The sequence below is a fragment of the Micromonospora sp. WMMD734 genome (assembly GCF_049178975.1).
Lineage (GTDB): Bacteria > Actinomycetota > Actinomycetes > Mycobacteriales > Micromonosporaceae > Micromonospora > Micromonospora wenchangensis.
In genome coordinates, this window is record NZ_JBMHMK010000001.1 from 2,485,123 (window position 1) to 2,504,061 (window position 18,939).

The following is an 18,939-nucleotide window of genomic DNA, read 5'->3' on the forward strand; positions in this document are numbered from 1 at the left end:
CGTCAGCTCCTTCGCAGGCGCGGGTCGACGAGCAGGCAGGTCAGGTCGGCGGCGGTGTTGACCAGCACGTAGACGGCGGCGGAGAGCGTCACCACGGCCAGCACCACCGGCATGTCCTTGCTGGTCACCGCGCTCAGGGTGACCTGGCCGAGGCCGGGGCGGCCGAACACCTGCTCGACGATGACCGCGCCGCCGAGCAAGACGCCGAACAGCCAACCGGCGAGGGTGACCGCCGGCAGCAGCGCGTGCCGCAGGGCGTGGCGCAGCAGCACCGTCCGTTCCCGTGTCCCCCGGGCGCGGGCGGTCAGCACGAACGGCTCGTCCAGCGCCCGGTCCAGGCCGTCGCGGAGCACCTGGGCGAGCAGGCCGGCGATGGGCAGGGCGAGGGTGAGCGCCGGCAGCGCCAGGGCGGCGGGCCCCCGGTCGCCGGCGACGGGGAACAGCCCGTTCCGGAAGGAGAGCACGCTGAGCAGCACGATGCCGATGAGGAACGGCGGGGTCGAGACCAGCAGCAGCTCGGCTGCGGAGCTGACCCGGCGCGGCCACCGCCGGCGACGGCCTGTGGTGCCGACCGCCACCACCACGGCCAGCAGCACCCCGAGGCCGGCGGCGGCGACGGCGAGCGTCGCGGTAGGGGCGAGCTGCTCGCCGATGACCTCGGCGACCGGGCGTTGCAGCAGGTAGGAGCGGCCCAGGTCACCCCCGGCCAACCGCCACAGGTAGTCGAGGTACTGCACGGCCGGCGGCCGGTCCAGACCCCACTCGGTGATGATCTGGGCCCGGATCTGCGGGGTGTCCGCGCCGTCGCCCACGATGCTGTCCACGGTGTTCCCGGGCGCGGCCAGCAGTGCCAGGTAGGCGGTGGTGGCGGCGGCCCACAGCACGACGAGTCCGGCGGCGACCCGACGGGCCACCGCCCGCAGCAGGCTCACCGCGCGATCCACAGGTCGTACGCGCTGGCCGGCACCCCGGCGGTGGGCTCGAACCGCACCCCGCCGACGGCGGTGCTGGCGGCGATCTGGTCGGCCGGGGCGTAGAGCGGCAGGGCGAGCGCCTGCCCGGCGACGACCCGCTGTTGCAGGGCGGCGTAGCTCTCGGCCCGCCGCGCGGGGTCGGTGGCGGCCTGCCCGGCCTCCATGAGCCGGTCGAGCTGCGGGTCGGCGACCCGGGTGCGGTTGATGCCGCCGGCGGAGTGCAGCAGCAGGTTCAGCGCCGCCCCGGCGTCGGTGTCGGCGCGGGAGTTGTCGAAGACCTCGTACTCGTTGCGGTCGAACGCCTGCTGGGCGGTGCCCTGGTCGACCACGGAGACCTTCAGGTCGATGCCGGCGCTCTGTTTCACCGCCGCCTGCACGGCCTGGGCGAGCACGTCGCGGCGGTCGCGCACGTACGGGGCGGCCTGCACCAGCCGTACGGTGAGCCGCCGGCCGTCGCGGGTGCGGTAGCCGTCGGCGTCGCGGCCGGTCCAGCCGGCCTGGTCGAGCAGGCGGTTGGCCTTGGCGGCGTCCCCGCCGTAGCTGCCCTCCAGCCGCTTGTCGTAGAGCGGGCTGGACGGGCTGACCACGCTCCACGCCCGGGTCGCGGTGTCCCGGTAGACCGAGGCCAGCACGGTGTCGACGTCGAGGGCCTCCCGGAACGCCTGCCGGACCCGCAGGTCGTCGAACGGTGCGTGGGAGACGTTGAGGTAGTACGTGTAGGCGGAGCCGGAGTTCAGCTCGCGGGTCAGCCGCAGCCGCGGGTTGCCGGTGATCAGTGGCTGGTCGGTGGCGGGCACCCCCTCGATGAGCTGCACCTGCTGTGCGGTGAGGGCACCGACCCGGACCGCGGACTCTTTGAGGAACCGGTAGGTGATCTCGTCGAGGTGGGCGGGGCCGGTGTGGGTGGCGGTGGGCGGGGCCCAGTCGTAGCCGGGGTTGCGCCGGTAGTGCAGTTCCTGACCAGGGACGTAGCGGTCGAGCACGAACGGTCCGGTGCCGACGACGTCGACGCCGCCGGCCTTGAGGTTCCTGGCCTCCCGCAGCGACCTCGGGGACACCTGGGCGCCCTGCGGGGAGGCGAGGAAGTCGAGGATGAGCACGTCGGGGGCGGTCAGGGTGAGCCGTACGGTGTGCGGGTCGACGACCTCGACGGCCTTGAGGTGGCGCAGTTGCACGGCGGCGACGGCGGGGGCGTACCCGGGTTCGCGGAGTTTGTCGAGGTTGGCCTTGACGGCGGCGGCGTCGAACGGGGTGCCGTCGGTGAAGGTCACTCCGGTGCGCAGCGGGAGGGTGTAGGTCAGGCCGTCGGGGGTGATCTGCCAGCCGGTCGCCAGCCAGGGCACGGGTCGGCCCTGCGCATCGTAGGTGAGCAGTGACTCGAAGCTGTTCCAGACCAGCAGGCGGGCCTTGGCCTGCGCGTACTGGTGCGGGTTGAGGGTGATCGGTTCGGTCTCGACGGCCCAGGTGAGCGCGCCGCCGGGGCGGGGTCGCCCGGCGGCCTCGGCGGCCGGGGTGGTGGCGGTGGCGCAGCCGGCGAGGGCGAGCACGGCGGCGACGGCGAAGGTCCGCAGGGGGCGGACGGGCATGGCGGGTTCTCCTGTCCAGGCAGGCGATCGGGTACGCCGACACCCGGCCGGGCGCGGGGCGCGGGCCGGTGCGGTGTCGGGAAGGGTGCGGCGGTCAGCTCGGCGGTGAGCCCCACCTCGACGGACCGGGGTGGCGCGTCGGGTCCGGGTGTGGGTGCCGGGTCAGGCCAGACAGGAACTCGACCACACCCGACCGAAGTCGATGTGGCCGCGGATCGTCAGCCGCAGCTCGCTGGACATGGGTCGAGTCCACCTCGGGGTGCCGGAGGTGTCAACGGAACACGGGACGGATGTCGGCTAGCGCACCGAGGGGTGTCGATCCGTTGACGCAATACCTACTAAGGCTATAGAATTTACATAGATTGCGTCCGTCAGGCGGCGGGACGGCGGGTGACGCCCTCCGGGCCGCCGGCCAGGCCGGTGTAGCGGCCCCGGTGGTAGAGCAACGGCGACCCCACGTCGGCGTGCCGGATCAGCTCCGGCTCGGCGAGCACGATCGCGTGGTCGCCGACCGGCACCCGCTCGACCACCCGGCAGAGCAGCCAGGCCAGGGTGTCGTCGAGGATCGGCACCCCCTCCGGCCCGGCCTGCCACCGGGTCGGCGCGGCGAACCGGTCGATGCCGCTGGTCGCGAACGTACGCGCCAGGTCCTGCTGGTGGTGGGCGAGCAGGTGCACCGCCACGTGCCGGCTGCGGGCCACCGTGGGCCAGCTCGACGCCCCGAGGTTCAGGCAGAACGAGACGATCGGCGGGGCCAGCGACACCGAGGTGAACGAGGTCGCGGTGAAGCCGACCGCCGGGGCACCGGGGGCGGTGACCACCACGACCGTGCTGGCCTGGTGGCGCAGCAGCGTACGTAGGGTGTCGGCGTCGGCCTCGACCGGCGGTGGACGATGGTCGGAGTCGGTCATCGCAGGGGCCTCCCGCACGGGGGTCGAAGGGTCACGGCGGCACGGCGGACGCCGCGCGGGCCTACGGAATCGTCCCTGCCGGCGGCGACGGCGGTCGGCACCGCGATGCGGCGACCGCAGCGGGTCAGGCGGCGGGGGACGGCCCGGGACACCGCTGGGCGGCGACCCGCATCAGGTCGACGACCCGGCGGGAGGTGAACAGCCGGACGAGCAGCACCGGACCAGTTTCCTATCGAATCGATAGGATTTCAAGCCCCCGTCCCACGTGGGCTCCTCCCCCACTGACCCCGGGGTCAGGACCGGCGGAACGCCCGTGCTCCGCCGGCTGTCGCGCATCGGTCGCCGCCACCGCGACCGTCCCCCTACCCGGACCACCCCGGCCGCCCGCCGTCACCCCACCGTCACCCGGCGATGACCTCCCGCAGCCGGACGGCGAAGCCGGCCGGGTCGTCGGTGAAGCCGATGTGCCCGCCGGGGAACATGGTGGGCGGCACGCCCAGCGCGGCGGCCAGCGCACGGGAGCTGCGGTCGCACAGCTCTCCGGCCGACTCCTCACCGAGGCCGACCAGCACCCGGGTCGGGCCGGCGCGCAGGGCGGTGACGTCCGGCTGGTAGCGGGTCGTGCCGCGCAGCGTGTGCAGGTACTGGTAGCGCTCGTCGGCGGCGTCCTGCGGGTCCGGCTCGTGGCCGAACATGCCCTGGACCATCTCCTCGGGCATGACGATATTGGCGGTGGCGAGGAACTTCCGCCAGGCGCCCAGCCGGTCCCCCCGTCGGTAGGTGGCGATCATGTCGTCCTCCCGGGCCAGGAGTTCGTCGCGGTCGTCGAGCAGCAGCACCAGCGGCGGCTCGTGGGCGATCACGGTGTGCGCCACCTGCGGGTGCCCCTGGGCGAGCGCCAGCACGGTGACCGCGCCGCCGCTGGACCCGAGCACCGTCGCCGGGCCGGCGTCGAGGTGGGCCAGCAGCCGGGCCAGGTCGTCGGCGCGCAGTTCGGGCGTGGAGTCCTGCTGCGGGTCGTGCAGCCGGCTGCGGCGGATACCGCGCGGGTCGGTGGTGAGCACGGTGTGGTCGGTGGCGAGCAGGTCGGCCAGCGGGGCGAACGCACGGGCGTCCATCGGGGCGGCGACCAGCGCTACCAGGGGACCCTGGCCGCGTACCTCGAAGTGCAGGGTCCCGTCGGGGACGGCCAGGGTGGCGGTGGTCACCGGAACGGTCGTGGAACTACTCATGGTCGGGTCCTCCGGGTCGTGACGTGCGGCTCCTACCCGATGCAGACTCCCAGCGTGGGGCAGAATCGTCGGTCGTGAGCAGGATTCTTGCCGAGATCACGGCCGACGACCATGCCGCGACGCTGACCCGGGCCCGGGGCGGGGACGACGCCGCGTTCACCGCGCTGGTCGCGCCGTTGCGGCCGGAACTGCACGCGCACTGCTACCGGATGCTCGGTTCCCCGCACGACGCCGACGACGCGCTGCAGGAGGCCCTGCTGCGGGCCTGGCGCTCGCTGCCCCGGTTCGAGGGGCGCAGCTCCCTGCGGACCTGGCTCTACACCGTCGCCACCCGCACCTGCCTGGACCTGGCCACCGGCCGGGGGCGGCGGGCGTTGCCCGTCGACCTGGGGCCGGCCAGCGAGCACGCCGTGCCGGGCAGCGTCGCCGCCGACCACGTACGGTGGCTCGGTCCCTACCCCGACGCCGCCCTGGCCTCCGGCCCCGCCGCCCCGGAGGCCCGCTACGAGCAGCGCGAGGCCGTCGAGCTGGCGTTCGTCACCGCGCTGCAACACCTGCCCGGCAACCAGCGCGCCGCGCTGCTGCTGTTCGACGTGCTCGGCTTCACCGCCGCCGAGATCGCCGCCATGATGGGCACCTCCACCGGCTCGGTCAACTCGGCGCTGGCGCGGGCCCGCCGGGTCGTCGCCGAGCGGGTGCCGGCCCGCAGCCAGCAGCAGACCCTGCGCACGCTCGGCGACGCCCGGCTGCGCGCGGTCGCCGCCGGCTATGCCGCCGCGCTGGAGAACGGCGACGCCGATGCCCTGGTGGCCCTGCTCACCGAGGACGTCACCTGGTCGATGCCACCCCTGCCGAACTGGTACGCCGGCCGCGCCGCGGTGCTGGACTTCGCGCGGGCGATGCCGTTGGGCAGTTGTGGCAGGTGGCGGCACGTGCCGGTGGCGGCCAACGGCCAGCCGGCGGTGGCCAACTACCTGCGCGCGGGCGACTCCGGCCCGTACCTGCCGTGGTCGATCACGGTGCTGACGGTGCGCGACGGCCGGATCGCCCAGCTCGTGTCGTTCCTGGACGGCACGCTGTTCCGGACGTTCGGCCTGCCGGCCACCCGCTGAGCCCGCGCCACCCGCTGAGCCCGGCCGGCCGAAAAGCCCGCGCCACCCGATGGGCGTGCGGCACGTCCGCCGGCCGGCGCGTCGGACCGCTCAGGCCAGCGGCGTGGTGAGGGTGAACGAGGCGTCGCCGGCGAAGGTGCTGCCGGCGGCGTACGGGTCGACCCGCAGCACGTAGTCGTAGTGGCGCAGGTAGCGGCCGGGGTGGTTCCACGACTCGAACGAGTAGCTGCCACCCCCGGCCAGCCCGGTACGGCTGCAGAAGGTGGCGTCCCCGGCGAAGACGGCGCTGCCGTCGTTGCCGGCGAGCCGCATCGTGAAGTCCCAGTGCCGCAGGTAGGAGCCATTGACCGCGCGGAACGAGTAGCAGGAGGCGTTGGCGAGCCCGGCGACGATCTGGAAGGTGGCGTCCTGCCGGTCAGCCAGCGCGCTGCCGCTGCTCAGCACGTCGATGCGGGCGACGTTGTCACGGTGACGGACGTAGCGGTCGGGGAAGTTCGCCGAGCGCAGCGAGCGGCTGCCGGTGGGCGGTGCGGAGTTGTCCCCGACGCTCTCCCGCAGCACGGTGAAGTGCCGCACCGTGCCGGACAGCCCGGCCAGTTCGGTCTTGCCGGTGAAGCCGTACAGGTCGCTGCTGTCGGCGGAGTAGTAGCGGCCGGCGCCGTACTGGTCGAAATAGATGCGCCAGCGGTTGTCGGGCAGCCGGACCAGGGCGGGACCCTCCAGGCCGGAGCCCCAGCCGGCCCAGTTGCCGGTGCCGACCCAGCTCCACGGGCCGGTCAGCGCGGGGGCGGTGGCGTGCTCGATGTACTTGGTGGTCTCGTTCTTCATGAAGTTGTGGTAGGTGCTGCCGACCTTGACGATGAAGCTGTCGATGTGGTTGGTGCCGATGCCGGCGAGCGCCGCCGGTGCGCTCCACGCCGGCAGTGCGGCGTTCGTCGCGGTGATCCGGTACGGCTGGAACTGCCCGGCGGTGCCGGTCTGCGATACGGAGACGACGATGTGCACGCTGCCGTCGCTGTCGACGAACCACTCGGGGGCCCAGGTGCTGCCGTTGGCCGGCGCGACGCCGATGGTGACGTTGCGCTGGAACGTCCAGGTCAGGTAGTCGCTGCTGCGGGCGATGCCGATGGTGTTGCCGGTCCAGCCGGTGGTGTAGACGAGGTAGTAGTAGCCGTCGGTGTGCTTGATGACGCTCGGGTCGCGGACCAGCCCGGACGGCGGGGTGTAGGCGTTGGCCCGCTGGAGGGTGAACCGGCTGGCGTCGGCCGAGTCGTAGACGTACATGTTGGATTCGCTGCTGTTGGTGAACGCGGTCATCAGATAGTGCGGGACCGGCCCGGCGGCGTTGGCCCGCGCCGGTACGGCGACCAGCAGGCCGCCGAGCACGCAGAGCACCGCCGCCAGGGCGCCGTACCGGAGACGTCCCATCGACACACCTCTCTCATTAAATCGACAGGTGTCATCCTGCACTATTGCCAATGGTTTTCGTAAGTGTTGCGATAAGCGCCATGGCCCGGACCTCCCGCGACATCCGTTCCGCCAACCGGCTCACCGTCGTCCAGCAGGTCGTCGCCGCCGGCACCACCAGCCGGCAACGCCTCGCCGTAGACACCGGGCTCAGCCTCGGCACCGTCGCCACCCTGGTCGCCGAACTCACCGACCTCGGGCTGCTCACCGAGGCCGGCCAGGAGGACTCCGGTGGCGGGCGACCGCGCGGCCTGGTCGCCGCCGACCCGCACGGCGGCCTGCTCGTCGGCGTCGACGTCGCCGAGACGTACGTGCACGTCGACCTCTTCGACACCACGCTGACCCGGCTGGCCGGAGCCGAGGAGGCGCTACGCCCCCTGGAACGCCGCCCCCACCAGGTGGTCCGGCACATCGTCAGCGGCATCGACACCGTCCTGGCCGGCACCGGGGCCCGGGTGCTCGGCGTCGGGGTCAGCGTCCCCGGCCAGGTCGACCGGGAGGGCGGCGTGTCGGTGTTCGCGCCCAACTGGAACTGGCACGACGTACCGCTGCGGGACCTGCTCGCCGACCACCTGCCGCTGCCGCTGCACCTGGACAACCCGCTGCGCGCGGCGGTGCTCGCCGAACTGTGGGCCGGGGCCGCCCGGGGCCGCGACGACGTCGCCGTGATCAACCTGGGCACCGGCGTCGGCGCGGGCCTCGCCTTCGGCGGCACCCTCTACCGGGGCAGCAGCAACAGCGCCGGCGAGTGGGGGCACACCACCCTGGTCCTCGACGGCCGGCTCTGCCGGTGCGGCAGCCGGGGCTGCGTCGAGGCGTACGTCGGCGCGCCCGGCATCATGCAGACCCTGCGCGACCTTGCCCCGACCAGCCCGCTGCTGCACCCCGAGGACCAGACCGCCACCCTCGACGCCCTCGCCGCCGCACTGGCCGCCGACGACCCCACCGCCGCGAAGGTGGTCGCCGAGACCGCCCGCTACCTCGGCGTCGCCGTCGCCGACCTGGTCAACCTGCTCAACCCGGAGGTCATCGTGCTCAGCAGCTGGGTCGCCGACCGGCTCGGTGACCGGCTGCGCGACGAGGTCCGCACCGTGGTCGCCCAGCACGCGCTGCGCCGCCCGCTCGCCGCCACCGGGATCGTCCGCTCCCCCGTCGCCGGAAACCCGGTCAGCCTCGGCGCAGCCACCCTCGCCCTGGAGGGCTTCCTCACCCAGGGCCGCTGAGCCCGCGCCAGCCCGGCCTGGCCTGACCGGCGCAATATCGGCGATCCAGCGGTATCGGACCGCTCGGATACCGCTGGATCGCCGATACAGGTAGTGCCGGGCCGGGACCTCAGTCCAGGATCGCCGTCGCCTCGACCTCGACGAGGACGTCGGGCTCGAAGAGATAGTCGACGCCGATGAGCGACGACGGGGGCAACGGCTGCGGCAGGCCGAGTTCCCCCGCGACATCCGCCACCCCGGCCATGAAGTCACCGATCCGCTCCGGCGACCAGTTCGTCACGTAGAACGTCAGGCGCACGACGTCGGCGAAGCCCGCGCCGGCACCGGCCAGCCCGTACCCCGTGTTGCGCAGCGCCTGGGCGACCTGACCCCGCAGGTCGCCGACGGCGACCGGCCGGCCGGCCTCGTCGCGGCTGATCTGACCGGCCACGTGGACGTGGCGCGACCCCGACGCGACCGCGACGTGGTGGTAGGGAACGGGCTGCATCATGCCCGGCGCGGAGAAAAGCTGAACACCCATCTGAGTTCCTCCCTCGTTGGTATCTCATGGATACCTGGTGCTCCGAGGACACTTCAACGAGACTAGGTGTCATGCCGGAAACCACACCCCTGCCGTCGGAAGCCCTCCAGATCACCCCGCCGCACCGCGAGCTGCTGGACCAGGTGCTCGACAAGTGGTCGTTGGAGGTGCTCAACCAGCTCTGCGAACGGCCCTGCCGGTTCAACGAGCTGCGCCACGCCATCCCCGCCGTGTCCCAGAAGTCACTGAGCGCCACCCTGCGCCGACTCGAACGCAACGGCATCGTCGCCCGCCACGTCCTGTCGTCACGGCCGGTCGCCGTCGAGTACCGCATCACCCCGCTGGGCAAGACGCTCCGGCACCCGGTCGACGTGCTCCTCGACTGGGCCGGGCGGCACCTGCCCGCCATCGAGGCCGCCCGCCGGACGTACGACGAGACCGGGTGAGGTCGCCGGCGCGCCGGAACCGAAGTCAGGAGGCCAGGCGGCGTATCCGTTCGGCGACGATGAAGGCGGCATCCTCAGTACCCTGACGAACCCTGGTGCCGGTGATCGCGTCGGCAAGCGCGACAAGCTGCTCCGGCCGCCGGCTTTTCATCCCGTGCAGCGGCAACCTCACCTCGAACACCGGATGCCCAGTCCTGACCAGCAACGACACGATGTCTCGCCGGCGGTCATCCTCGGCGTCGATGTCCGCCGTGGACAGATCGACCCATCGCGTCCGAAACCACAGGCGCTCACCGAGCATCGTCCCGTCCAGCCACACCGCGTAGGGGATCACCGCGACTATCGCCAGGCTGACAGCTCCCATGAGGTAGACGCCCAGCAGGAATCCGGCAGAGACGAACAGATGAGGCAGCAGTGAGCCCCACAGATCGACCGGACTCTCGGTGACCGACTCGACGATCAGGTACAGCGGCGCCCAAAGCAGAACCCCCGCCGTGACGACGAACGGCAGGCTGAGCACGAACGCGCTGACCTTCCTGGACGCGCCGACACCTACCGCCAGCCGAACCTTGGAACGTCGCCGCCACATGCCCGCCGATCCTATCGGCCCCAGGCTCGACGGCCCTGTCCCACTCAGCTGGAGGGGCCGTCGTCCACCTTGCCGCCAATCACGTCGACGTCACCAGAGCGGATCATCTCTCCCGGAGCCCCACCATCGCCTCGACGCCACTGTGCCCAGATCGAGGTAGATACAGGACCATGACCTCACTTGGCGTTGAAGTAGTTGGCCTCCGGGTGGTGCACCACGATCGCGTCGGTGGCCTGCTCCGGCACCAGCTGGAACTCCTCCGACAACTGCACGCCGATCCGATCCGCCCCGAGCAGATCCACCATCTTGGCCCGGTCCTCCAGGTCCGGGCAGGCCGGGTAGCCGAACGCGTACCGGCAGCCCCGGTAGTCGTTGCGCAGCAGGCCGGCCAGGTCGGTCGGGTCGCCGGTGGCGACCGTGCCGCCGCCCGGCAGGGTCAGCTCGGAGCGGATCCGCCGGTGCCAGTACTCGGCGAGCGCCTCGGTGAGCTGCACGGACAACCCGTGCACCTCCAGGTAGTCGCGGTACTCGTTGGCGGCGAACATCTTCGCGGTGTACTCGCTGATCGGCTGGCCGACGGTGACCAGTTGCAACGCCACCACGTCCAGCCCGTCGCCCTTGGGCCGGAAGAAGTCGGCCAGGCAGAGCCGCCGTTCCTGCCGCTGCCGGGGGAACGAGAACCGGGCCCGCTCGCTGGTGCCGTTCTCGTCCAGGACCACCAGGTCGTTGCCTTCGGAGTACGCCGGGAAGTAGCCGTACACCACGGCCGCCTCCAGCACCTGGTCGGCGATGAGCCGGTCCAACCAGTACCGCAGCCGGGGCCGCCCCTCGGTCTCCACCAGTTCCTCGTACGACGGGCCCTGGCCGCCCCGCGACCCGCGCAGCCCCCACTGGCCGAGGAAGGTGGCCCGCTCGTCCAGCAGCGCCGCGTAGTCGGCCAGCGGCACCCCCTTGACCACCCGGGTGCCGAAGAACGGCGGGGTGGGTACGGCCACGTCGGTCGCCACGTCGGAACGGACCGAGGCGTCGTCCAGCTCCGGCAGTGCCTCGGTGACCATGGTGCGCTGCTTCTCCCGGCGGGCCCGCCGGGCCGCCAGGGCCGCCTCCCGCTCCGGGTCGATCACGGGTGCGCCACCACGCTTGGCGGTCATCACCCGGTCCATCAGGGCCAACCCCTCGAAGGCGTCCCGGGCGTAGTGCACCTGGCCAGGGAACATCGCCCGCAGGTCGTCCTCCACATAGGCCCGGGTCAGCGCCGCCCCGCCCAGCAGCACCGGCCACCGCTCGGCGACCCCGCGCGACGCCATCTCGGCGAGGTTCTCCTTCATGATGACCGTGCTCTTGACCAGCAGCCCGGACATGCCGATCGCGTCGGCCCGGTGCTCCTCGGCGGCGTCGAGGATCGCGGTGATCGGCTGCTTGATGCCGATGTTGACGACCTCGTAGCCGTTGTTGGACAGGATGATGTCGACCAGGTTCTTGCCGATGTCGTGCACGTCGCCGCGCACGGTGGCCAGCACGATCCGGCCCTTGCCGCCGTCCTCGACGGCCTCCATGTGCGGCTCCAGGTAGGCCACCGCCGTCTTCATCACCTCGGCGGACTGGAGCACGAACGGCAACTGCATCTGCCCGGAGCCGAACAGCTCGCCGACGACCTTCATCCCGTCCAGCAGGATGTCGTTGATGATGGACAGCGGGGACCGGCCCTGCGCCATCGCGGCGTCCAGGTCGGCCTCCAGGCCGTTGCGCTCGCCGTCGATGATCCGCCGCTTGAGCCGCTCGTCCAACGGCAGCCCGGCCAGTTCCTCGGCCCGGGTGGCCCGCGCCGACGCGGCGTCGACACCCTCGAACGCCTCGATGAACCGCTGCACCGGGTCGTAGCCCTCGCGCCGCCGGTCGTAGATCAGGTCGAGGGCGACCTCGCGCTGCGCCTCGGGGATCTTGGACATCGGCAGGATCTTGCTGGCGTGCACGATCGCCGAGGTCAGCCCGGCCTGCACGCACTCGTGCAGGAACACCGAGTTGAGCACCTGCCGGGCCGCCGGGTTGAGGCCGAACGAGACATTCGAGATGCCCAGGGTGAAGTTGACCCCCGGATAGCGGGCGGCGATCTCCCGGATCGCCTCGATCGTCTCGATGCCGTCCCGGCGGGTCTCCTCCTGGCCGGTGGCGATCGGGAAGGTCAGCGCGTCGATGAGGATGTCCGACCGGTCCATCCCCCAACGCCCGGTCAGGTCGTCGATCAGCCGGGCCGCCACCCGGACCTTCCACTCCCGGGTACGGGCCTGTCCCTCCTCGTCGATGAGCAGCGCCACCACGGCCGCACCGTGTTCGGCGATCACCGGCATCACCCGCGCGTAGCGGGAGTCGGGGCCGTCGCCGTCCTCGAAGTTGACCGAGTTGACCACGCAACGCCCGCCGAGCATCTCCAACCCGGCTTCGATCACCGCCGGCTCGGTGGAGTCCAGCATGATCGGCAGGGTGGACGCGGTGGCGAACCGGCCGGCCAACTCCCGCATGTCCTGCGTGCCGTCCCGGCCGACGTAGTCGACGCACAGGTCCAGCAGGTGCGAGCCGTCGCGGGCCTGGCTGCGGGCCACCTCCACGCACGCCTGCCAGTCGGCGGCGAGCATCGACTCGCGGAACGCCTTGGAGCCGTTGGCGTTGGTCCGCTCCCCCACCATCAGCACCGAGGCGTCCTGGGCGAACGGCACCGGGTGGTAGATCGACGAGACGCCCGCCTCGTGCCGGGGCTCGCGCGGCACCGGGGTCGCACCGTGCAGCCGCTCGGCCAACGCCCGGATGTGCTCCGGGGTGGTGCCGCAGCAGCCGCCGATCAGCCCCACGCCGTAGTCGGCGACGAACCGTTCGAGGGCGTCGGCCAGCTCCACCGGGCTCAGCGGGAAGTACGCCCCGTCGGCGGTCAGCACCGGCAGGCCGGCGTTCGGCATCACCGACAGCGGGATCCGGGAGTGCTGCGACAGGTAGCGCAGGTGCTCGCCCATCTCGGCCGGGCCGGTGGAGCAGTTGAGCCCGATCAGGTCCACCCCCAGCGGCTCGATGGCCGCCAGCGCGGCCCCGATCTCGCTGCCCACCAGCATGGTGCCGGTGGTCTCCACCGCCACGTGGCAGATGATCGGTACCTGCTGGCCCAGCTCGGCCATCGCCCGCTTCGACCCGACCACGGCCGCCTTGACCTGCAACAGGTCCTGGCAGGTCTCGATGATCAGCGCGTCCGACCCACCGGCGATCAGTCCGGCGGCATTTTCCTGGTACGCGTCCCGCAACGTCGCGTACGGGGCGTGGCCGAGGGTGGGCAGCTTGGTGCCGGGGCCGATCGAGCCGAGCACGAACCGGGGGCGCTCCGCCGTGGCGTACGCGTCGGCGGCCTCCCGGGCGATCCGCGCGCCGGCCTCGGAGAGCTCCCGGATGCGCTGCGGGATGTCGTACTCGGCGAGGTTGGCGAGGTTGGCGCCGAACGTGTTCGTCTCGACGCAGTCCGCGCCGGCCGCCAGGTACTCCTCGTGCACGCCGCGCACCACGTCGGGCCGGGTCACGTTGAGGATCTCGTTGCAGCCCTCCAGCCCTTCGAAGTCGTCGAGGCTCAGATCGGCTGCTTGCAGCATTGTCCCCATCGCCCCGTCGGCGATGAGGATCCGGTCGGCCAGCACATCCCGCAACGAAGTCCGCACAGGTTCAGGTTAGTGCGAGGATTCCGACGATTGTCGACGCCCGACCCCGTCCCACTATGTGTCGATCCGCTCACCGGGCCGGTTCGTACCGGTTCGGGGCCGGGTGGATCGGCGGACCGGCGCGGCCGACGGGCCACGCGCCGCGCCGGGACGTAGGCTTGCGGACGTGAAGGACATCAGGGACGCCACCGTGCACGGCGGGCGGATGACCGGGCCGACCCCCGGCACCGTCGGCGACGAGCGGGGCGAGGTGACGGCGTGACCGAGTTCGACGGGCTGCCGGTGCTGCGGTCCCCGGTGGCGATCGCCGCCTTCGAGGGCTGGAACGACGCCGCGGACGCCTCCACCGCCGCCGTGGAACACCTGGAACAGGTCTGGCAGGCCCGCCAGATCACCGAGATCGACCCGGAGGAGTTCTACGACTTCCAGGTCAGCCGCCCGACGATCACGATGTCCGACGGCGAGACCCGCCGGGTGGAGTGGCCCACCACCAAGTTCGTGGTGGCCAGCCCCGAGGGCACCGACCGCGACGTGGTGCTGATCCGGGGCATCGAGCCGAGCATGCGCTGGCGCACGTTCTGCGAGCAGGTGCTGGAGATCTGCCACAGCCTGGAGGTCGAACGGGTGGTGCTGCTCGGCGCGTTGCTGGCCGACGTGCCGTACACCAGGCCGTTGCCGATCAGCGGCAGCGCCTCCGACGCCCAGGCCGCGCAGCGTTACCAGCTCACCCCCACCCGCTACGACGGGCCCACCGGGATCGTCGGCGTGCTCCAGGACGCCTGCACCCGGGCCGAGGTCGACGCGGTGTCGTTCTGGGTGCACGTGCCGCACTACGCCAACAACCCGCCCTGCCCCAAGGCGACCCTGGCCCTGCTGCACCGGGTCGAGGACGTGCTCGACCTGCCGGTGCCGATGGCCGACCTCGCCGAGGAGGCCGCCGAGTGGGAGCAGCGGGTGCGTGGCGCCGCCGAGCAGGACGCCGAGCTGGGCGAGTACGTGCGGGAGCTGGAGGAACGCGTCGGCGACGCGGGCATCACCCCGTTGACCGGTGACGAGATCGCCCAGGAGTTCGAGAAGTACCTGCGCCGCCGGGGCGGTTCCGCCGGCCCCACCGCCGGTTCCTGGTAGTCGTCCCCGTAGGGCCCCGGGCGTCGTGGCGTCCGGGGCCCTCGGCGTGTCCGGGGTGGCGTCGTCACCCCGTCTAGGGCATCCTAGGAACCTAGCTGTCAGGAGGAGGCGGGCGTGCAGATCAACCCGGGAGCCGCCGAGTTCCCGCACCGGCAGATCGCCGCGCAGCTCAAGGCCCAGGTGCGGCGGGGCGACTGGGGGCCGGGCGAGCGACTGCCGTCCATCCCGGCCATCGCCGAGATGTTCGGGGTGGCGAAGCAGACCGTGCAACGCGCCGTCGACCAGCTGCGGGTCGAGGGCATCCTGATCACCAAACCCGGCTCCGGTACGTACGTGCGGGGCACCCGGCGGCGGCTCAACCGGCTCTCCCGGGGCCGCTACGGTGGTTTCCGCGGCTACCACGCCGACCTCGCCGCGCGGTACCGCCAGCAGCTCGTCTCGGTCGGTCGGTCGCCCGCCCCACCCGAGGTGGCCGACGCGTTCGGGGTCGCCGACGGCACCGAGCTGCTCTGCCGCCGGCACCTGGTACGCACCGACGAGTCCCCGGTGGAGGTGGGCGCGTCCTGGTTCCTGCCGAAGGACACCGCCGGCACCTCCCTGGAGCGGGCCGAGGCGTTCGGCAGACCGCTCTACCAGGAGGCTGAGGAAGCCACCGGCCGGCGGTACACCACCGCCGCCGACACCATCAGCGCCCGCCAGCCCAGCCGGGAGGAGGCCGAGACGCTCCAGATCCGCCCCGACACGCCGGTGCTGCACCTGCTGCACGTCGCCTACGACGCCCACCGCAAGCCGATCGAGGTCGCCCAGGCCACCTGGCCCGGCCCGATGACCACGCTGACCGAGGAGTACCAGGTTCCCGCCCCCGCGCCGGACCCCGACCCCGACCCCGGACTGGTCCTCGGCTGATCCCGACCGGGCACCGCCCGCCCTCCGGTCCGGCCCCCGTCCCGGTCCGGCTCAGCCCCGGTCCGGTCCGGTCCTGTGCCGGTCCGGTCCTGTCCCGGTCCAGCCCCCGCACAGGGGCTGGGCCGCACAGGGGCTGGGCCGCACAAGGGCTGGGCCGCACAAGGGCTGGGCCGCACAAGGGCTGGGCCGCACAAGGGCTGGGCCGCACAAGGGCTGGGCCGCACAAGGGCTGGGCCGCACAAGGGCTGGGCCGCACAAGGGCTGGGCCGCACAAGGGCTGGGCCGCACAAGGGCTGGGCCGCACAGGGGCTGGGCCGCACAGGGGCTGGGCCGCACAGGGGCTGGGCCGCACCGTACAACGGCGGCGGCACGGCCGGCGGGACGGCACCGGGCGCAAGGGGGTCGGCCGCGCCTCAGGTGAGCGCGGTGACCACGATGACGGTCGCTCCGAGCGCGACGACGATCAGGGAGGCGACCACCCCGAGCAGGTCGGCGACCCGTACGGGGACGGTGGCACCGAGGGCCGCGCCGATCGTGGCGAGCCCGGTCTGCCAGAGCAGGGAGGCCAGCCCGGCGGCGACGACGAACACCCCGGGCCCCGTCCAGCTACCCGGCACGGCGTTCACCGTCCCGGCCAGGGCGAAGAAGTACACCAGGGTCAACGGGTTGACCGCGGTGAGGAGCACGAAGCGGACGTAGACCGGTCCGGCTGCGGTCCGGGCCGGACGTTGCCCGCCGGTGCCGTCCCGCTCGACTCCGCCGCCGCTACCGTCCCGCCGGGCCCCGCCGGTGCCGTGCCGCTCGGCACCGGCCCCACCGGTGAGCTCCCCCTCGGCACCAGCCCCGCCGGTGGGTTTCCGCCCGGCACCGGCCTTGCCGGTGGAATTCCCCTCGGCTCCGGCGGTGTCGGGGCCGGCCCCGGGGCGTGCCGGGGGGCGGCGCAGGGTGGCCAGTTGGTGGCAGCCCAGCCCGACGATCACCAGCCCGGACAGGTAGCGGGGGGCGTCCCCCCACGAGGCGATCACCGGCGCGAGCGCCGCCCCGGTCAGCAGCGCGCCGAGGCAGTAGAGGGTGTCGACGGTGGCGACCCCGAACGCGGCGGCCAGGCCACTGCGGTGGCCGCGCAGCATCCCCTCCCGGAAGATCAACACCCCGATCGCCCCCAGTGGCATGGCCACCCCCAGTCCGGCGGCGAACCCGGCGACCGCCAGGAACACGATTCCATCAGCCATCCGCCGAGTCTGGGGCACCCCGCCGGGTGCGACCGACAGATGAGCGGTGCCGACGTACGATTGTCGGTGTGGACCGTCTGGACGAGCAGATTCTCGGCATCCTCCAGGAAAATGCGAGGTGTTCGTTCAGTGAGATCGGTCGACGGGTGGGCCTGAGCACGAACGCCACCGCTGCCCGGGTCCGCCGGTTGGAAGCCGACGGCGTCATCCTCGGGTACACCGTCGTCACCGGCCACGAGACGCCGGAACTCCGGGGCGGGTTGGAGGTGTTCATCGACGTACGCCTCGACGTCGGGACCGACTACGAGACGTTCGTCGACGCCATCGCCCCGATCGAGCAGATCGTCGACGCGGTGCACATGACCGGGCCGTACGACTACCTGCTGCGGGCCCGGCTGCGGGACACCGCCGCCCTGGACACGTTGCTGCATCGACTCAAAAAGAGCTGCGGCGTGGTGCAGACCCAAACCCGGGTCGCCCTACGCCCACCCACCCCCCACCCCCACCCCCACCAACCCCCACCCCCAGGCCCAGGCCCCGGCCCAGGTCCGCTGCGTCGATCATGAAGTTGTGGGGCTCCGAAAACGTCGCATATCCGGGCTTAACCCCCACCACAACTCCATGATCGACGGGCGGGGCGGGGGGTGGGGCGGAGCCGGGGGGTGGGTGGGGGTTAGAGGCGGATGCCGAGGAGGGCGTTTATGGTGTCGGCGAAGAGTGATGGGGCCTGGGGGGCGTCGCCGGTGCCGGACAGCGCCGCCGCGGCCCAGTGGTCGGCCAGGGCGAGTGTGCCAGGGGTGTCCAGGTCGTCGCCGAGGCGCTCGCGTACCCCGGCGAGGAAGGCCGTGCCGGACGGCCCGGACGGCGCGGCGGCGGCCCGTCGCCAGCGGTCCAGGCGCTGCTGAGCGTCGGTCAGCACGTCGTCGGTCCAGGCCCGGTCGTCGCGGTAGTGGCCGGACATCAGGCCGAGCCGGACCGCCATCGGGTCGACCTGGTCGGCGCGCAGCCGGGAGACGAAGACCAGGTTGCCCTTGGACTTCGACATCTTCTCGCCGTCCAGCCCGATCATGCCGGCGTGCACGTAGTGGTCGGCGAAGGGGGCCGTGCCGGTGAGCCGCTCGGCGTGCGCGGCGGAACACTCGTGGTGCGGGAAGATCAGGTCGTTGCCGCCGCCCTGCACGTCGAGCCGGTCGCCGAGCAGGTTCAGCGCGATAACCGTGCACTCGATGTGCCAGCCGGGCCGGCCGGGACCCAGCTCGCCGCCCGGCCAGGACGGCTCGCCGTCGCGGGCGCCGCGCCACAGCAGCGGGTCCAACGGGTCGCGCTTGCCGGCCCGATCCGGGTCGCCACCGCGCTCGGGGAAGATCTCCAGCATCTGCTCCCGGGTCAGGTTCGACTCGTAGCCGAACGCCGGGGCGGCGGCGATGTCGAAGTAGACGTCGCCGGTGCCGTCGTCGAGCCGGTACGCGGCACCGTCCTTGAGCAGCTCCTGCACCCGGTCGGCGATCTGCGGGATCGACTCCACCGCGCCCACGTAGTGCGCCGGCGGGATGATCCGCAGCGCCTCCATGTCCTCGCGGAACAGCGCCGTCTCCCGCATCGCCAGGACCTTCCAGTCCTCGCCGTCGCGCTCGGCGCGTTCCAGCAGCGGGTCGTCGATGTCGGTGACGTTCTGCACGTACCGGACGGTCAGGCCGGCATCGCGCCACATCCGCTGCACCAGGTCAAAAGTGATCATGGTGGCGGCGTGTCCCAGGTGGGTCGCGTCGTACGGGGTGATGCCGCAGACGTACATGGTGGCGGGGCCGGCGGGCCGGCTCGGGTGGAGACCGCGCCGCGCCGAGTCGTACAAGCTCAGGGGCCCGCCGTCACCCGGCAGCCGTGGCACCTCGTGTCCCGCCCAAGACTCCATGACCGCCAG

16 protein-coding genes are annotated in these 18,939 nt (G+C 72.5%); 6 read left to right on the forward strand and 10 right to left on the reverse strand.

The window, feature by feature from the left end:
* Nucleotides 1-2: 2 nt before the first annotated feature.
* The 4 genes from ACN267_RS10490 to ACN267_RS10505 all read right to left on the reverse strand — a co-directional run bounded on the left by ACN267_RS10490 (nt 3) and on the right by ACN267_RS10505 (nt 4,703).
* A complete protein-coding gene (locus ACN267_RS10490; protein ID WP_421488527.1) occupies nt 3-932 on the reverse strand; it encodes an ABC transporter permease in 930 nt (309 codons plus the stop codon).
* Complete coding sequence (locus ACN267_RS10495) at nt 929-2,560, reverse strand: ABC transporter substrate-binding protein (RefSeq protein WP_421488528.1); 1,632 nt, start codon at nt 2,558-2,560, stop codon at nt 929-931. Before ACN267_RS10495 ends, ACN267_RS10490 begins: the two co-directional genes overlap by 4 nt.
* Nucleotides 2,561-2,931: 371 nt before the next feature.
* Nucleotides 2,932-3,471 carry a flavin reductase family protein gene (locus ACN267_RS10500; RefSeq protein WP_204960240.1) on the reverse strand — a complete coding sequence of 180 codons (540 nt, stop codon included), beginning with the start codon at nt 3,469-3,471 and terminating at the stop codon, nt 2,932-2,934.
* A gap of 401 nt (nt 3,472-3,872) precedes the next feature.
* On the reverse strand, nt 3,873-4,703 hold the full coding sequence (locus ACN267_RS10505) for an alpha/beta fold hydrolase (protein ID WP_281898056.1): 831 nt from the start codon (nt 4,701-4,703) through the stop codon (nt 3,873-3,875).
* 74 nt (nt 4,704-4,777) lie between these two features.
* Here ACN267_RS10505 and ACN267_RS10510 point away from each other — a divergent pair, with 74 nt between their 5' ends.
* Complete coding sequence (locus ACN267_RS10510) at nt 4,778-5,815, forward strand: sigma-70 family RNA polymerase sigma factor (RefSeq protein WP_421488529.1); 1,038 nt, start codon at nt 4,778-4,780, stop codon at nt 5,813-5,815.
* A 90-nt stretch (nt 5,816-5,905) separates the two neighbouring features.
* On the opposite strand, the gene ACN267_RS10515 is transcribed toward ACN267_RS10510, so the two are convergent.
* Nucleotides 5,906-7,243 (reverse strand): glycoside hydrolase family 43 protein, encoded by a 1,338-nt coding sequence (locus tag ACN267_RS10515; RefSeq protein WP_421488530.1) that lies wholly within the window; start codon nt 7,241-7,243, stop codon nt 5,906-5,908.
* 80 nt (nt 7,244-7,323) lie between these two features.
* Here ACN267_RS10515 and ACN267_RS10520 point away from each other — a divergent pair, with 80 nt between their 5' ends.
* On the forward strand, nt 7,324-8,505 hold the full coding sequence (locus ACN267_RS10520) for an ROK family protein (RefSeq protein WP_421488531.1): 1,182 nt from the start codon (nt 7,324-7,326) through the stop codon (nt 8,503-8,505).
* Between the two features lie 109 nt (nt 8,506-8,614).
* Here the strand turns inward: ACN267_RS10520 and ACN267_RS10525 are convergent, their stop codons facing one another.
* Complete coding sequence (locus ACN267_RS10525; RefSeq protein ID WP_421488532.1) at nt 8,615-9,025, reverse strand: RidA family protein; 411 nt, start codon at nt 9,023-9,025, stop codon at nt 8,615-8,617.
* A 71-nt stretch (nt 9,026-9,096) separates the two neighbouring features.
* Here ACN267_RS10525 and ACN267_RS10530 point away from each other — a divergent pair, with 71 nt between their 5' ends.
* On the forward strand, nt 9,097-9,471 hold the full coding sequence (locus ACN267_RS10530; RefSeq protein WP_204960245.1) for a winged helix-turn-helix transcriptional regulator: 375 nt from the start codon (nt 9,097-9,099) through the stop codon (nt 9,469-9,471).
* 25 nt (nt 9,472-9,496) lie between these two features.
* On the opposite strand, the gene ACN267_RS10535 is transcribed toward ACN267_RS10530, so the two are convergent.
* Both ACN267_RS10535 and metH read right to left on the reverse strand, forming a co-directional pair.
* Nucleotides 9,497-10,060: a hypothetical protein gene (locus ACN267_RS10535; RefSeq protein ID WP_204960246.1), complete on the reverse strand. Its 564-nt coding sequence runs from the start codon at nt 10,058-10,060 to the stop codon at nt 9,497-9,499.
* 176 nt (nt 10,061-10,236) lie between these two features.
* Nucleotides 10,237-13,740, reverse strand: coding sequence for a methionine synthase (gene metH, locus ACN267_RS10540; RefSeq protein WP_421490409.1), 3,504 nt, complete (start codon nt 13,738-13,740; stop codon nt 10,237-10,239).
* A 270-nt stretch (nt 13,741-14,010) separates the two neighbouring features.
* On the opposite strand from metH, the gene ACN267_RS10545 reads away from it, so the two are divergent.
* Nucleotides 14,011-14,880, forward strand: a complete 870-nt coding sequence (locus ACN267_RS10545; protein ID WP_204960248.1) for a PAC2 family protein — start codon at nt 14,011-14,013, stop codon at nt 14,878-14,880.
* A gap of 114 nt (nt 14,881-14,994) precedes the next feature.
* Nucleotides 14,995-15,786, forward strand: a complete 792-nt coding sequence (locus tag ACN267_RS10550; protein ID WP_204960249.1) for a GntR family transcriptional regulator — start codon at nt 14,995-14,997, stop codon at nt 15,784-15,786.
* 413 nt (nt 15,787-16,199) lie between these two features.
* Here the strand turns inward: ACN267_RS10550 and ACN267_RS10555 are convergent, their stop codons facing one another.
* The gene (locus ACN267_RS10555) at nt 16,200-17,018 is read right to left on the reverse strand and encodes a LysE family transporter (protein WP_421488533.1); all 819 of its coding nucleotides are present in this window, start codon (nt 17,016-17,018) and stop codon (nt 16,200-16,202) included.
* A gap of 68 nt (nt 17,019-17,086) precedes the next feature.
* Here ACN267_RS10555 and ACN267_RS10560 point away from each other — a divergent pair, with 68 nt between their 5' ends.
* Entirely contained in the window at nt 17,087-17,584 is a 498-nt protein-coding gene (locus ACN267_RS10560; protein ID WP_421488534.1) for an Lrp/AsnC family transcriptional regulator, read from the forward strand.
* 107 nt (nt 17,585-17,691) lie between these two features.
* Here the strand turns inward: ACN267_RS10560 and mshC are convergent, their stop codons facing one another.
* On the reverse strand, nt 17,692-18,930 hold the full coding sequence (mshC, locus tag ACN267_RS10565; RefSeq protein WP_421488535.1) for a cysteine--1-D-myo-inosityl 2-amino-2-deoxy-alpha-D-glucopyranoside ligase: 1,239 nt from the start codon (nt 18,928-18,930) through the stop codon (nt 17,692-17,694).
* Between the last annotated feature and the right edge of the window lie 9 nt (nt 18,931-18,939).